The following is a 13,367-nucleotide window of genomic DNA, read 5'->3' as shown; positions in this document are numbered from 1 at the left end:
TGGGGCGTGCGGGATCGCGCGTCGGCTAGCTGACCACGTCCTTGCGGGCGAAGCCCCGGTAGGCCAGCGCGAACAGCACCAGGGCGTAGGTGACCGACAGCGCGCTGCCCTGGATCATGCCGGACCACTCCGGGCGGGGCTGGACCGCGTCGGCCCAGGCGAACTGCCAGTGCGCCGGCAGGAAGTCGCGCCAGTGGCCGAGGGCGGTGACCGCGTCGAGGACGTTGCCGACGATGGTCAGCCCGACCGCGCCGCCGACCGCGCCGAGCGGGGCGTCGGTCTTCGTCGACAGCCAGAACGCGAGGGCGGCGGTGACCAGTTGGGAGACGAAGACGTACCCCACGACGACCACGAGCCGCTGCAGCGCCGTGCCCGCGTCGAGGGCGCCGCCGGTGGGTATCTCCAGCGGTCCCCAGCCGTAGGCGGCGGTGCCGACGGCGAGCGCGACGAGCGGCAGCAGCACCATCGCGGCCAGGCTGAGGCCGAGCCCGACCAGCAGCTTCGACGTCAGGAGCCGGAAACGGGGCACGGGCGCGGCCAGCAGATAGCGCAGGGACGACCAGCTCGCCTCCGAGGCGACCGTGTCCCCGCAGAACAGGGCGACCGGGATGACCAGCAGGAAGCCGGCGGAGACGAACAGGTTGACGGCGGCGAAGTTGGCGCCGGACGCGGTGGCCGTGTCCATCAGGGTGACCTGGCCGTTGCGGGCGCCCGGGTCGCCGCCGATGGCGAAGGCGACGACCAGCACGAAGGGCAGGACGGCGAGGATCGCGGCCATGACGAGCGTGCGGCGGCGCTTGAGCTGGCGGACCAGTTCCACGCGCAGCGGCAGGGTGCGGCCGGGGCGGTAGCCGGAGGCCGTGGCGCCCCGCTCGGTCAGCGTGCTCATGCGGAGCCTCCGATCAGCGTGAGGAAGGCGTCTTCCAGGCGGCGGTGCGGGCCCAGGGAGGTCACGGGCACGTCGAGCCGGACCAGTTCGGCGACCAGCGCGGGCGCGGTGCCGTCCGTGTCGAGCCGGACCAGGAGCCCGTCGTCGGTGCGGACGGCGGAGGCGACGCCGGGCAGCGCGGCCACCTTCTCCACGACCGGGCCTTCCACGGGGTGGGCGGTGCCCACCAGCAGGGTGTCGCCGGAGCCGGTGATCTCGCCGACCTCGCCCGCCTGCACGAGCCGGCCGCGGTCCATGACCACCAGGTGGGTGCAGGACTGCTCGACCTCCGCCAGCAGATGGCTGGAGACGATCACCGTGCGGCCGCCTGCCGCGTACCGGATCATCACCTCGCGCATCTCGCGGATCTGGGGCGGGTCGAGGCCGTTGGTGGGCTCGTCGAGGATGAGCAGGTCCGGCAGGCCGAGCATGGCCTGGGCGATGGCCAGGCGCTGGCGCATGCCCTGCGAGTAGGTGCGCACCGCGCGGTCCAGGGCGCTGCCCAGGCCGGCGATCTCCAGCGCCTCCTCCAGGTGGGCGTCCTCGGCCGGGCGGCCGGTGGCCCGCCAGTACAGCTGGAGGTTCTCCCGGCCCGACAGGTGCGGCAGGAAGCCGGCGCCCTCCACGAACGCGCCGAGGCGGGACAGCACCGGTGCGCCGGGCCGGATCGCGTGCCCGAAGACGCGGATCTCGCCGCCGTCGGGCCGGATCAGGCCCATCAGCATGCGCAGGGTGGTGGTCTTCCCGGCGCCGTTGGGGCCGAGCAGGCCGAGCACCTGGCCCTTCTCCACGCGGAAGGACACCTCGCGCACGCTGTAGCTCTCGCCGCCCGCGTACTTCTTGCTCAGGTCGGTGATCTGCAGCGGGACGTCGGCCAGGGCGGGGTCGGGTGCGGTGGCGGCGGTGCGGCGGCGGCCGGTCAGCAGCAGGGCCAGGGCGGTGACGGCGCCCGCGAGGGGCAGCCACCACACCCAGGACGGCAGCGGGGCCGCGGCGGTGGTCACCCCGGGCGCCGTCGGCACGCTGAGGTCGCCCTTGAGGGAGACCGTGTACGTCGCCGGGGCGGCCGGGGAGGCGTAGCCGAGGTCGGTCGCGGCGAGGACCAGGCGCAGGCGGTGGCCGTGCCGCACCTCGTGGTCGATCGCCGGGAGGGTCAGGGTGACGTCCTTGCCGGCCCGGGCGCCCTCGACGCGGACGGGGGCGACGAGCTGGGCGGGCAGCACGGGGCGGGCGCCGCCCGGCCCGACGTCGTAGACCTTGCCGAACAGCACGGCGTCGTCGCTGGTCGAGGTGATGTGGACGGTGACCGTCGGGGAGCCGGTGATGGTCACGTCGCGGGTCAGCGGGGCCGAGGTGAAGGCGGCGTACTGGCCGGGGAAGTCCAGCCAGACGCCCAGGCCGAGGGAGGACAGCTGGGCGAGGCCGGCACCGCCGCTGCCGCCGCCGAGGCCGGGCAGGGCGGAGACGGCGGGCGGGGAGGCGCCAGCCGGGTTGTCGACGCGCTGGGCGCCGCCGGTGAGCGGGATGGCGCGCGGGTTGCCGCGCAGGCCCGGGTAGGTCTCGCCGCTCGCGCCGCGCAGCTGGGCGGTGCCGTCGGTGGAGTTGACGCCTCCGGTGCGGGTGACGCGGAAGGCGGGCCCGGTGGCGGTGCCCTTGTCGCCCTTCAGGTAGCGGTCGAACCAGGCGCCGACCCGGTCCTGGACGCGGCCGGTCTCCAGGTCGCCGCCGTCGTGGCCGCCCGCGATCCAGTCGACGTCGACGGGGGCGCCGTTGGCCCGGATGGCCCGTGCGGCGGCGTCGGCCTGCCCGAGCGGGAAGAGGGAGTCGCTCTGCCCCTGCACCAGCAGCGTGGGCACCTTGATGCGGGCGGCCACGGCGGACGGGGAGCGCTCGGTCAGCAGCCGCCGTGCCTCGGCGTCCGGCCGGCCCGACTCGGCGACCCGCTGGTACATCCGGCACAGCTCGGGCTCGAACGTCCGGCAGCCGCCGCCGGTGGAGAAGAAGACGCCGGCCCACAGCTTCTTGAACACGCCGTCCGGGAACAGGGCGTCGGCGAGGTTCCAGTAGGTGATCGCCGGGGCGATGGCGTCGACCCGGCTGTCGTACCCGGCGGCGAGCAGGGCGGCCGCGCCGCCGTAGGAGGCGCCGGCGACGCCCACGCGCGGGTCGCCGGGCCGGTCGAGCCGCACCTCGGGCCGCCGGGCCAGCCAGTCGGTGAGCGCCCGGACGTCGGCGATCTCGCCGCGCGGGTCGTTGAGGCCGATCTTCCCCGTGGACCTGCCGAAGCCGCGCGCCGACCAGGTCAGCACCGCGTACCCGTCCCGGGCGAGGTCCTCGGCCTGCCGGCGGACGTCGTCCTTGCTGCCGCCGAAGCCGTGCCCCAGCAGGACGGCCGGGCGGCGGCCGGCGGAGCGGGCGGTGAAGTAGGAGGTGTCCAGGCGCACGCCGTCGACGGCCAGCGTCTGGTCGGTGCGGTGCACCGGGGCCGGGTCGTCGGAGGCGACGGCCGTCCAGGTGCCGGCCCCGGCGAGCACCACGAGGGCGGCCCCGGCGGCCAGCAGCCGCCGGGGCCCTCGCAGCAGCGCCCGCAGACCGGGCAGGCGAAGATCCATGCGTCCACGGTACGGGCCGCCACCGACAACGGCGGCAGCCTCGGGGCCGATGCCCGGCCCCTTCCCCGGGAGTACGGCGGGGCCGCGGCGTACCGCGGTCGCGGTAGGCGGACACCCGCGCCTGTGCCTCCGGCCGGGTGCGGGTCGTGGTGGGTCGCTCGCGCAGTTCCCCGCGCCGCTGGGGATGCCTCGGTCCGCGCCTGTGCCGTCGGCCGGGTGCGGGTCGTGGTGGGTTGCTCGCGCAGTTCCCCGCGCCCCTGGGGGGGCTGCAGTGCCGTCCGCCTTGAGGGCAACGCCAGGTCTGGGAACGCGAAGGCCCCGCGCCGGGAGTGTCCGGTGCGGGGCCTTCGTGGGGGAGGCGTCAGGCCTGGGCGTCCTCCGGGATCGACACCAGCCAGCGGGTGTCGCGGCGCGGGCGCAGGTACAGGGCCCAGTACAGGGTGGCCACCGCGGTGATGCCGCCGGTCCACAGCAGGTAGCTGACCTCCTGCTGGACCAGGATGTAGGCGAGGACGGCGATCAGCAGGACCGGCATCACCGGCCACAGCGGCATGCGCCAGGCGGGGGTCGCCTTGTGGGAGCCGCGGCGGGCGAGCAGGGCGGCGACGGCGACGAGCAGGTACATGCCGGTCACGGACACGCCCGTCACGCCGTAGAGGGTGTCGAGGTTGACGAAGCACAGGACGGCGCCGGGAACGCCGACCGCGAGCGTCGCGACCCACGGGGAGCCGAAGCGGCCGAGCTTGGAGAAGGCATTGTTGACGGGCTCGGGCCAGGCCTTGTCGCGGGCGGAGGCGAACAGCACGCGGGAGTTCTGGATGACCATGACGATGCCCGCGTTGATGATCGCGAGGGCCACGCAGAGGCTGACGAAGGTGCCGACGGCGGAGTTGGACCAGGCGGTGACCATGGAGCTGATGTCGCCGCCGGTGAGCTCCTTGAGGTCACCGGCGCCCAGGGTGATGGCGACGACCGGGACCAGGATGACGACCGTGGAGATGGCGAGGGTGGCCAGGACCGTGCGGGCGACGTTGCGGCGCGGGTTCTCCAGCTCCTCGGAGAGGTAGATCGCGGTGGAGAAGCCCTGGGTGACGAAGAGGGCGATGGCGAGCCCGGAGACGACCAGCATGGCGGTCACGGTGTCGGTGTGGCCGTCGGCGCCGGCCACCTGCATGGACACCAGGCTGCCCACCCCGCGGTGGCCGTGGGTGAAGCCGAGCAGTGCCACGACACCGGCGGCGACGACCTCCAGGACCAGGAAGATGCCGGTGATCCAGGCGTTGGCGCGCAGGTCGAGCAGGCCGGCGAGGGTGGCGAGCAGCATCACGCCGGCGCCGGTCATGGACGGGTCGAGGTGGACGATCGGGGCGAGGTAGTCCGCGGTGCCCATCGCGATCACCGGCGGCACGATCATCACCACCAGCAGGGACAGTACGAAGACCAGCCAGCCGGCGAGCCGTCCGGCCATCGTCGACACGATCGCGTACTCGCCGCCCGCGCTGGGGATGAGGGTGCCCAGCTCGGAGTAACAGAACGCCACGGCGATACAGAGGAGGGAGCCGATGGCGATCGTCAGGGCGGTGGCGGTGCCGAGCGAGCCGAATAGATCGGGGACCACGACGAACAACGTGGACGCGGGCGTGACGCAGGACAGTGTCAGCAGCGTGCCGCCGACCACTCCGATCGAGCGCTTGAGCTTCCGGGGGGCGTCTGCTGCCTCTATGACGGCTGTCTCGACAGAGCGGAGCGTGTCGGTCATGCGGCGGTTCCGATCGACTCGTGTGACTGCGGTGGGGGCGGGAGCGCTATCGCCTCCGGCGGATCGTCGTACGTCTCTTCATCCGCTCCCGGCGCTGAATGGAACCCCGACGAAAACCACCACGTCAATGGCCGATTACCTTCGGAATCCGTACTTGCACAGTGGTGAGCTGCGCATGACTTTCCCAGGCTGTGACGTCCTATTGGTGCGACCACGCAACCTGCTCGCAATGTGACCTTGGTTTCAAAGGTCAACTAGGCGCAACCCCTTCGTCACCCGTTTCGTCCCGGGTAAACGGGAACCGCAGCGAACGTGTCAAAAAAATGTCAGCCCGTCCGGTATCCGGACGCCCTCGGGCCGCCCCTGGACTGTCGGTGGGGCCCGCTAGAGTCGGCAGCCACAGTTGAATCACAGCAACGGGTGGGGACTCATGAAGCTGAAGCACACGGCCGTCTGGGTGGGGTGCACGGCGGCGGCGCTGGTGGCGACCTCCGCGTGCAGCGCGGAGTCGGCCAAGGTGGCGGCCAAGAGCGCCGACCAGGCGATGGCGGCGCTGGCGCGCGTCTCGGACCGGACCCAGCAGCTCGGCTCGGCCGAGATCAGGACGACGACCACGCTCGGTGCGGCCGGCAAGCCGGTCGGCATGGACGGCACCTACTCCTGGGGCGACGGCCCGGCGATGGACGTCGCGATGGACACCGCCGCGGCCCGGATGAGCACCCTGCAGGACGATCCGACGACGCGGGTCATCATGGTCGACGGCGCCTACTACTACGGCATCGACCCGCAGCCGCGCGGCCCGCTGAAGGGCAAGCACTGGATGCGCATCGACATCTCGGCCCTGCTCGGCCAGGCGGCCGTGGACAACATGACGGCCAACGCCGACCCGACCGCGTCCCTGCGCTCCATGCGCGCCTCCACGGACGTGCAGGACCTCGGCGAGGAGACGGTCCTCGGCAAGAAGGTCACCCACTACCGGGGCAGCGTGGACGAGGAGCAGGTCAACAAGAGCACCAGGCTCAGCGCGGCGGAGAAGAAGGCCGTCATCCAGAGCCTGAGGGCCGGCGGCTCCAAGCTGACCTGCGACATCTGGGTCGACGGCAAGGACCTGCCGGTGCGGATGAAGCAGAGCGCCGCCGGCATGACCGTGACGATGGACTTCCTGAAGTTCGGCGCCACGAAGCCGGTCACCGCCCCGCCCGCCGGGGACACCGGCGACCTCAGCGAGCAGGTCAGAAAGCAGCGCGAGGCGGCGCAGGGCACGCAGGGCTGATCACGCGCCGGTGCCCCGCCCCTCCCTCGGGAGGTGCGGGGCACCGGTGTCACGCGGGTGTGTCAGTGGTTGCGCGGGAAGCCCAGGTCCACGCCCGCCGGGGCCTCGGACGGGTCGGGCCAGCGGGTGGTGACGACCTTGCCGCGGGTGTAGAAGTGCGTGCCGTCGTTGCCGTAGATGTGGTGGTCGCCGAAGAGGGAGTCCTTCCAGCCGCCGAAGGAGTGGTAGCCCACCGGCACCGGGATCGGGACGTTCACGCCGACCATGCCGGCCTCGATCTCCAGCTGGAAGCGGCGGGCGGCGCCGCCGTCCCGGGTGAAGATCGCGGTGCCGTTGCCGAACGGCGAGGCGTTGATGAGGGCCACGCCCTCCTCGTAGGTGTCCGCGCGCAGCACGCACAGGACGGGCCCGAAGATCTCGTCCTGGTAGGCCTTGGCGCTGGTCGGCACCTTGTCCAGCAGCGACAGGCCGATCCAGTGGCCGTCCTCGAAGCCGTCGACGGTGTGGCCGGTGCCGTCCAGGACGACCTCACAGCCCTCGGCGGCGGCGCCCGCCACGTAGGAGGCGACCTTGTCGCGGTGGGCCTTGGTGATCAGCGGGCCCATCTCGGACGCCGGGTCGTTGCCCGGGCCGATCTTGATCTTCTCGGCGCGCTCGCGGATCTTCTCCACCAGCTCGTCGCCGATCGAGCCGACCGCGACGACCGCGGAGATCGCCATGCAGCGCTCACCGGCGGAGCCGTAGGCGGCGGAGACGGCCGCGTCGGCGGCGGCGTCCAGGTCGGCGTCCGGCAGGACCAGCATGTGGTTCTTGGCGCCGCCGAGCGCCTGGACGCGCTTGCCGTGCGCGGAGGCGGTGGTGTGGATGTAGCGGGCGATCGGGGTGGAGCCGACGAAGGACACCGCCTTGACGTCCGGGTGCTCCAGCAGCCGGTCGACGGCCACCTTGTCGCCGTGCACGACGTTGAACACGCCGTCCGGCAGCCCGGCCTCCGCGAGCAGCTCGGCGATGCGGATCGACGCCGACGGGTCCTTCTCGCTCGGCTTGAGCACGAAGGTGTTGCCGCAGGCGATCGCGATGGGGAACATCCACATCGGCACCATCGCCGGGAAGTTGAACGGCGTGATGCCCGCGACCACGCCCAGCGGCTGCCGGATCGAGGAGACGTCCACACGATTGGCGACCTGGGTGGACAGCTCGCCCTTCAGCTGCACGTTGATGCCGCACGCCAGGTCGACGATCTCCAGGCCGCGGGCCACCTCGCCGAGGGCGTCGGAGTGCACCTTGCCGTGCTCGGCGGTGATCAGCGCGGCGATCTCGTCGCGGTGCTGGTCCAGCAGCGCCCGGAAGCGGAACATGATCGTGGTGCGCTGGGCCAGCGAGGACTGACCCCAGGTGAGAAAGGCGTCCTTGGCCGCCGCGACGGCCGCGTCCACCTCCTCAACCGACGCGAAGGCGACCTTCGTGGTGACCTCGCCGGTCGCCGGGTCGGTGACCGGACCGTAGGTGCCCGACGTGCCCTCGGCGGTCTTGCCGCCGATCCAGTGGTTGACGATCTTCGTCATGCCCAGTTACTCCTTCACAGATGGCGGCGTCGGGTCGAGACGTGCCGTGGGTAGAGCTCGTGTGCCGTGACCGCCGACTGTCGGGTCGCCATCACGTCACACCTCCATCCCAGCAGGCCCGGGCGGGATGCGCGCCCGACACTCTGTCTGCCGTTTCGAAGCCGGGATAGACAGATGAGCCGGGCGGGCGGCGGGCCGGGACGGGGACGGCCGGCGGGGACCTCCGGCGCGGGGCCGTAGCGGGCGGGGAGTCGTCGCTCGCACTTCGCTCCTGCCAGGGCGAAGCGGCCTCCCGCGCCGGAGGCGATCGGTGGGAACTCCGGACCCGCGGTCCTGCCGGGTGCTGACTGCACCGTACAAGCAGCGAGGTGGCGGAGGTAGGGAAAGTTCACAGGGACGGTCCCGGCAGCAGGGCGACGGCCGCGTCGACGGCGGCGGCCACATCGCCGTCCGGCGGATACAGCAGGGAGCGGCCGACCATCAGGCCGCGCACGGTGGGCAGCCGCAGTGCGCCGTGCCAGCTCTTCAGCGCCGCCGCCCGGTCCTCCTCGCCGTCGCCGACGTCACCGCCGAGCAGCACGGCGGGCAGCGTGGAGGCGGCCATCACCGCGGGCATGTCGTCGGGGTCGTCGGTGACCGGCACCTTCAGCCAGGTGTAGGCCGAGCTGCCGCCGAGGCCCGAGGCGATGGCGATCGAGCGGATGACGGCTTCGGCGGACAGGTCGTTGCGCAGCCGGCCGTCGGCGCCGCGGCGGCTGATGAACGGCTCGACGAAGACCGGCAGCCGGCGCGCGGCCATCGCGTCGATCGCGCGGGCGGCGGCCTCCAGCGTGGCGAGGGAGCCGGGGTCGTCGTAGTCGATGCGCAGCAGCAGCTTGCCCGCGTCGAAGCCGAGCCGCTCGATGTCCTCGGGGCGGTGGCCGGTGAAGCGGTCGTCGAGTTCGAAGCGGGCGCCGGCCAGGCCGCCGCGGTTCATCGAGCCCATGACGACCTTGCCGTCCAGCGCGCCGAGCAGCAGCAGGTCCTCCAGGATGTCGGCGGTGGCGAGGACGCCGTCGACGCCGGGCCGGGCCAGCGCGGTGCACAGCCGGCGCAGCAGGTCGGCCCGGTCGGCCATGGCCAGGTGCCGGCCGCCGACACCGAGGGCGCCGCGGGCCGGGTGGTCGGCGGCGACGATCATCAGCCGTCCGGCCTCGGCGAGCAGCGGCCGGCGCGCACGGCGGGCGGCGGCCTCGGCGATGGCCTCGGGGTGGTGGCTGCGGATGCGGACGAGCTCGGCGACGTCCACTTCGACGGTGGGGCCGGCTGCGGGCGCCCGCCCGTCCCCGCCGCCCTGCTCGTACGGCACGTCGTGGGCCGCTCCGCCCACCCGGCCCGCCCTCACCGGACCGCCCCCGCGCTCAGCGCGGCCTCCACCTCGGCGGGCGTCGGCATGGCGGAGGAGCACTCCAGTCGGGAGGCGACGATGGCTCCGGCGGCGTTGGCGTGTCGCATGGTGGTCTCCAGGTCCCAGCCGGCGAGCAGCCCGTGGCACAGGGAGCCGCCGAAGGCGTCGCCCGCACCGAGCCCGTTGAGGACGTTCACCGGCAGCGGCGGGACCTCGGCGACGTCGCCGTCGCGGTGGACGGCCAGGACGCCCTTGGGTCCCTGCTTGACGACGGCCAGCTCGACCCCGGCCGCCAGCAGCGCGCGGGCGGCGGCGTGGGGGTCGCGGTGGCCGGTGGCGACCTCCACCTCGTCGAGGTTGCCGACGGCGACGGTGGTGTGGCGCAGGGCCTCGGTGTAGAAGGGGCGGGCCGCGCCGGGATCGGACCAGAACATCGGGCGCCAGTCCAGGTCGAAGACCGTCGTGGCCGCCCTGGCCCGGTGGGCGAGGGCCGCGAGCGTGGCCGTACGGCTGGGCTCCTCGCTCAGGCCGGTGCCGGTGACCCAGAAGACGCGCGCTTCCCGCACGGCGTCCAGGTCCAGCTGGTGGGCGTCGATCTCCAGGTCGGGGGCCTTGGGCCGCCGGTAGAAGTAGAGCGGGAAGTCGTCCGGCGGGAAGACCTCGCAGAAGGTGACCGGGGTGGGCAGTCCGGGGACGGGGGTGACCCAGCGGTCGTCGACGCCGAAGTCCCGCAGCGCCTGGTGCAGATAGGTGCCGAAGGGGTCGTCGCCGGTACGGGTGATCACGGCGCTGCGGCGGCCGAGCCTGGCGGCGGCGACGGCGACGTTGGCGGCCGAGCCGCCGAGGAACTTCCCGAAGGTGGTCACCTCGGCCAGTGGGACCCCCGTCTGCAGCGGGTAGAGGTCCACGCCGATCCGCCCCATGGTGATCAGGTCGTACGCCATCGGCTTCCCTTCGTGTCCGGCTCTCCCCGGTTTTGTAGTCCCGTACGCGAAGGCCTGTCAATCTTTTGTCCGGACATTCGGACGATTTTCTGTGGGGAGTAGGCCGACGGCCCTGTCCTCCTTCCGGTCGCGGCCGTGCCGTAGCACCATGGAGGGCTTCCGGCGGGGGCGGGAGGCGGGGATGCCTTCCGGTGGGGCGGGAGGCGGCGATGGCGGACGTGGTGCGTGAGCGGTCGGGGGGCGGCGGCCCGGCCGGTTCCTGGGAGACGGTCCTCGCGCTGCCCCACCCCCGGCTGCGCCCCGGCGTCCTCAGCTACCGCGGGATACGGCTCGCCCTGCGCGGGCCCCGGCGCCGGCTGGAGGCGCCGATCGGCGCGGCCACACTGGTGCTCGGCTTCGAGGAACCGCTGAGCGTCTCCCGGGGCGGCAGCCCGCCGGTCACGCTGACGTCGCTGTTCTGCGGCCCGACCACGACCGCGGCCGTCGGCGGGCACGGTGGCCGGTTCGCCGGCGTCGAAGTGCTGCTGGCCCCGTGGATGGCGTTCAGCCTGTTCGGCACCCCGCAGCACGAGCTGGCCGACCGGGTCGTCCACCCCGACGAGCTGCCGCACGGACAGGGCTCGGGCCGGCTGGCGGGACTGGCCGCCGCGCTCGCCACGCTGCCCGCCTGGCCGGAACGCTTCGCGCTGCTGGACGAGGCCCTCGCCCACTGGTCGGCCGGCGCCGCCCCGGCCTCGGCGCGGGTCGCGCACGCCTGGGCGGAGCTGGCGCGCACCGGCGGCACGCTCCCGGTGCCCCGGCTGGCCGAGGAGGTCGGCTGGAGCGTGCGGCAGCTGGAGAACCGGTTCCGCCGGCAGATCGGTCTGGCGCCGAAGGTCGCGGCACGGGTGCTGCGGCTGGAGCGGGCCCGGCGGCTGCTGGCGGCCGGGCGGGGCCAGGCGGAGACGGCGGCGGCCTGCGGCTTCTACGACCAGGCGCACCTCAGCGGCGAGTTCCGGGCGATGACCGGCTGCACCCCGGGCCAGTTCGCGGCGGCACGGCGGCTGCCGCCGGCCGGGTCACCGATGGCCGACCGGATCAGCGGTGAGGCGACGAGCCTGCTGCTGCCCGGCGGTGGCGCTGCGTCGCCCTTCTCGCCGAGTGCGGATTTTTCCAAGACCCGCGCCCGGCGCTGACGGCAGGCTCTGCAACCAGCCGGTCGCGCGGCACGGGGGGGCGGCCAGGAAGCCGGCGGGCCGGACTTGACGCAGCAGGTCCGGCCCGCCCTGCTGCCCCGCAACGGGGGCCCGTCACTCTCGTCGGCGGCCCGTCCTGCCGCCCCGGAACGGCGGGTGGGCGTGTCACTCCTGCCGGCGGTTCCGGTTGCCCGGGCGGGAGGCCACCCAGGCCCGGACGGTCTCGGCGTACCAGTAGGGCTTGCCGCCCTCCACCTGGTCGGGCGGCGGCAGCAGTCCGTGCTTGCGGTAGGAACGTACGGTGTCCGGCTGCACCTTGATGTGCGCCGCGATCTCCTTGTACGACCAGAGCCTGCGGTCGGTCATGTCGTGCACCTCCCTGCGCGCGCCGCGGCGGCGGCCGGGGGACGGCCGCCGGGGGAGCCGGGCGCTGCGCCGGCGTTCACCAAGCCTGTGCTCGGTGAACGAGGCGGACGGCGGACGGGCAGGGGCTGTCGAACGGGTGTGACGCAAGGCCCGCGTACCCGGGACATGTGTGACAGGACCGGGGCGTTCGTGACACGAGTGCAGCAAAGGCGCACGCCGGTGCCAGCGCGCGGCGTGTTGCGCTCGGGGCTGTGGGAGTCCGTGACTTCGGGCCGTCAGGACTCGACGACCGTCACGCCCGCGCCCGCCGCCGTGCCCATCGCCGCGAGCGCGGCCGGTGCGTCCGCCAGCGGGATCGTCGAGGTGACCAGGCCGACCTGGACGTGCCGGCCGCGGCGGCGCAGGCCGTTCACGGAGGCCGCGCAGGTGACGGGTGGGCCGAGGGCGTCCGCGCCCGGCGTTCACGCAGGCCACCGCTCCGAAGCCGCGCGCCAGTTCCAGGGCGCGCTCGGAGAGGTCGACGGCCACCACCCGGGCGCCCGAGGCCGCCGCGATCATCACGGCGGACAGGCCGACGCCGCCGCAGCCGCCTCCACCACCCCGGCCAGTTCGTGCCCGGGGACGTGCGGCAGGAGGATGTCCGGGTCGTGGCCCTGCCGGCCGTGCCAGTCGCTGCGGCACAGTCCGGTGGCCGCCACCCGCACCACCACGCCGTGCTCGGCGGGCGCCGGGTCCGGCACCTGCCGCACCTCGGCGGGCTCACCGAACCGCTCGAACACCACAGCGCGCACAGGTCCCTCTCTCACCCCCGACGGCCGGACCACCGCACGCTATCCCGGGGCTCTCGTCCCGCCGGGCGCACCCCCGCGCGGGGTACTCGCCCCTTTCCGGCCCGCGCTGTGCACGGCCCGGACGCGCCGACGGCCGCCCGATGATGGCGTTCATACCCCCTAGGGGTATAAAGTAAGGGAGGTGGCGCCCCGAGGGGCCCCACCGGACCCACACGCCTCGATGAGGAGTAACGACATGACCGCCCAGACCGACACCCCCGGTTCCGTCACCGCCGTCTACAAGGTGAGCGGCATGAGCTGCGGACACTGCGAGGGCTCCGTCTCCGCCGAGATCTCCGAGATCCCCGGCGTCACCTCGGTGAAGGCCGTCGCCTCCGCCGGCGAGGTCACCGTCGTCTCCGCCGCCCCGCTGGACGAGGAGGCCGTGCGCGCCGCCGTCGACGAGGCCGGCTACGAGCTGGTCGGCAAGGCCTGAGCCGCACCGCACATCTCGCGCATCTGTCCGACCGGGCCGTACCGACCAGCTGATACTGGATCTGTACGGCCCGGTCCGTTCCCAGGAGTAGT

10 protein-coding genes and 2 pseudogenes are annotated in these 13,367 nt (G+C 73.6%); 3 read left to right on the top strand and 9 right to left on the bottom strand.

What is annotated here, in order from left to right; genetic code table 11:
• Positions 1–25 precede the first annotated feature (25 nt).
• From C3489_RS07000 to C3489_RS06990, 3 genes are all read right to left on the bottom strand, one after another.
• The gene (locus C3489_RS07000; RefSeq protein ID WP_103780873.1) at positions 26–889 is read right to left on the bottom strand and encodes an ABC transporter permease; all 864 of its coding nucleotides are present in this window, start codon (positions 887–889) and stop codon (positions 26–28) included.
• Entirely contained in the window at positions 886–3,540 is a 2,655-nt protein-coding gene (locus tag C3489_RS06995) for an alpha/beta fold hydrolase (RefSeq protein WP_181139532.1), read from the bottom strand. Before C3489_RS06995 ends, C3489_RS07000 begins: the two co-directional genes overlap by 4 nt.
• Before the next feature lie 361 nt (positions 3,541–3,901).
• Positions 3,902–5,299, bottom strand: a complete 1,398-nt coding sequence (locus C3489_RS06990; protein ID WP_103780872.1) for an APC family permease — start codon at positions 5,297–5,299, stop codon at positions 3,902–3,904.
• Between the two features lie 430 nt (positions 5,300–5,729).
• On the opposite strand from C3489_RS06990, the gene C3489_RS06985 reads away from it, so the two are divergent.
• On the top strand, positions 5,730–6,572 hold the full coding sequence (locus tag C3489_RS06985; protein ID WP_103780871.1) for a hypothetical protein: 843 nt from the start codon (positions 5,730–5,732) through the stop codon (positions 6,570–6,572).
• 62 nt (positions 6,573–6,634) lie between these two features.
• On the opposite strand, the gene mmsA is transcribed toward C3489_RS06985, so the two are convergent.
• The 4 genes and pseudogenes from mmsA to iolC all read right to left on the bottom strand — a co-directional run bounded on the left by mmsA (position 6,635) and on the right by iolC (position 10,468).
• Positions 6,635–8,137: a CoA-acylating methylmalonate-semialdehyde dehydrogenase gene (gene mmsA / locus C3489_RS06980; protein WP_103780870.1), complete on the bottom strand. Its 1,503-nt coding sequence runs from the start codon at positions 8,135–8,137 to the stop codon at positions 6,635–6,637.
• A gap of 215 nt (positions 8,138–8,352) precedes the next feature.
• Positions 8,353–8,445: pseudogene (locus C3489_RS06975) on the bottom strand (5-deoxy-glucuronate isomerase); the annotation flags it as partial.
• An 80-nt stretch (positions 8,446–8,525) separates the two neighbouring features.
• Positions 8,526–9,485 carry a deoxyribose-phosphate aldolase gene (locus C3489_RS06970; RefSeq protein WP_258054593.1) on the bottom strand — a complete coding sequence of 320 codons (960 nt, stop codon included), beginning with the start codon at positions 9,483–9,485 and terminating at the stop codon, positions 8,526–8,528.
• 32 nt (positions 9,486–9,517) lie between these two features.
• Positions 9,518–10,468, bottom strand: a complete 951-nt coding sequence (gene iolC, locus C3489_RS06965; protein WP_103780869.1) for a 5-dehydro-2-deoxygluconokinase — start codon at positions 10,466–10,468, stop codon at positions 9,518–9,520.
• A gap of 209 nt (positions 10,469–10,677) precedes the next feature.
• On the opposite strand from iolC, the gene C3489_RS06960 reads away from it, so the two are divergent.
• A complete protein-coding gene (locus tag C3489_RS06960; protein WP_103780868.1) occupies positions 10,678–11,643 on the top strand; it encodes an AraC family transcriptional regulator in 966 nt (321 codons plus the stop codon).
• A 165-nt stretch (positions 11,644–11,808) separates the two neighbouring features.
• Here the strand turns inward: C3489_RS06960 and C3489_RS38575 are convergent, their stop codons facing one another.
• Together C3489_RS38575 and C3489_RS06950 are read right to left on the bottom strand one after the other, a co-directional pair.
• Positions 11,809–12,009 carry an AlpA family transcriptional regulator gene (locus C3489_RS38575; RefSeq protein ID WP_181139530.1) on the bottom strand — a complete coding sequence of 67 codons (201 nt, stop codon included), beginning with the start codon at positions 12,007–12,009 and terminating at the stop codon, positions 11,809–11,811.
• Positions 12,010–12,284: 275 nt separating this feature from the next.
• Positions 12,285–12,800 (bottom strand): annotated as a pseudogene (locus C3489_RS06950) (zinc-binding dehydrogenase).
• 235 nt (positions 12,801–13,035) lie between these two features.
• Here C3489_RS06950 and C3489_RS06945 point away from each other — a divergent pair.
• Positions 13,036–13,275, top strand: coding sequence for a heavy-metal-associated domain-containing protein (locus tag C3489_RS06945; protein ID WP_103780866.1), 240 nt, complete (start codon positions 13,036–13,038; stop codon positions 13,273–13,275).
• The last annotated feature ends 92 nt before the right edge of the window (positions 13,276–13,367 follow it).

This window comes from Streptomyces sp. Ru71 (genome assembly GCF_002920535.1).
Classification (GTDB): Bacteria; Actinomycetota; Actinomycetes; order Streptomycetales; family Streptomycetaceae; genus Streptomyces.
This window is presented reverse-complemented; position numbering and strand designations above follow the sequence as displayed.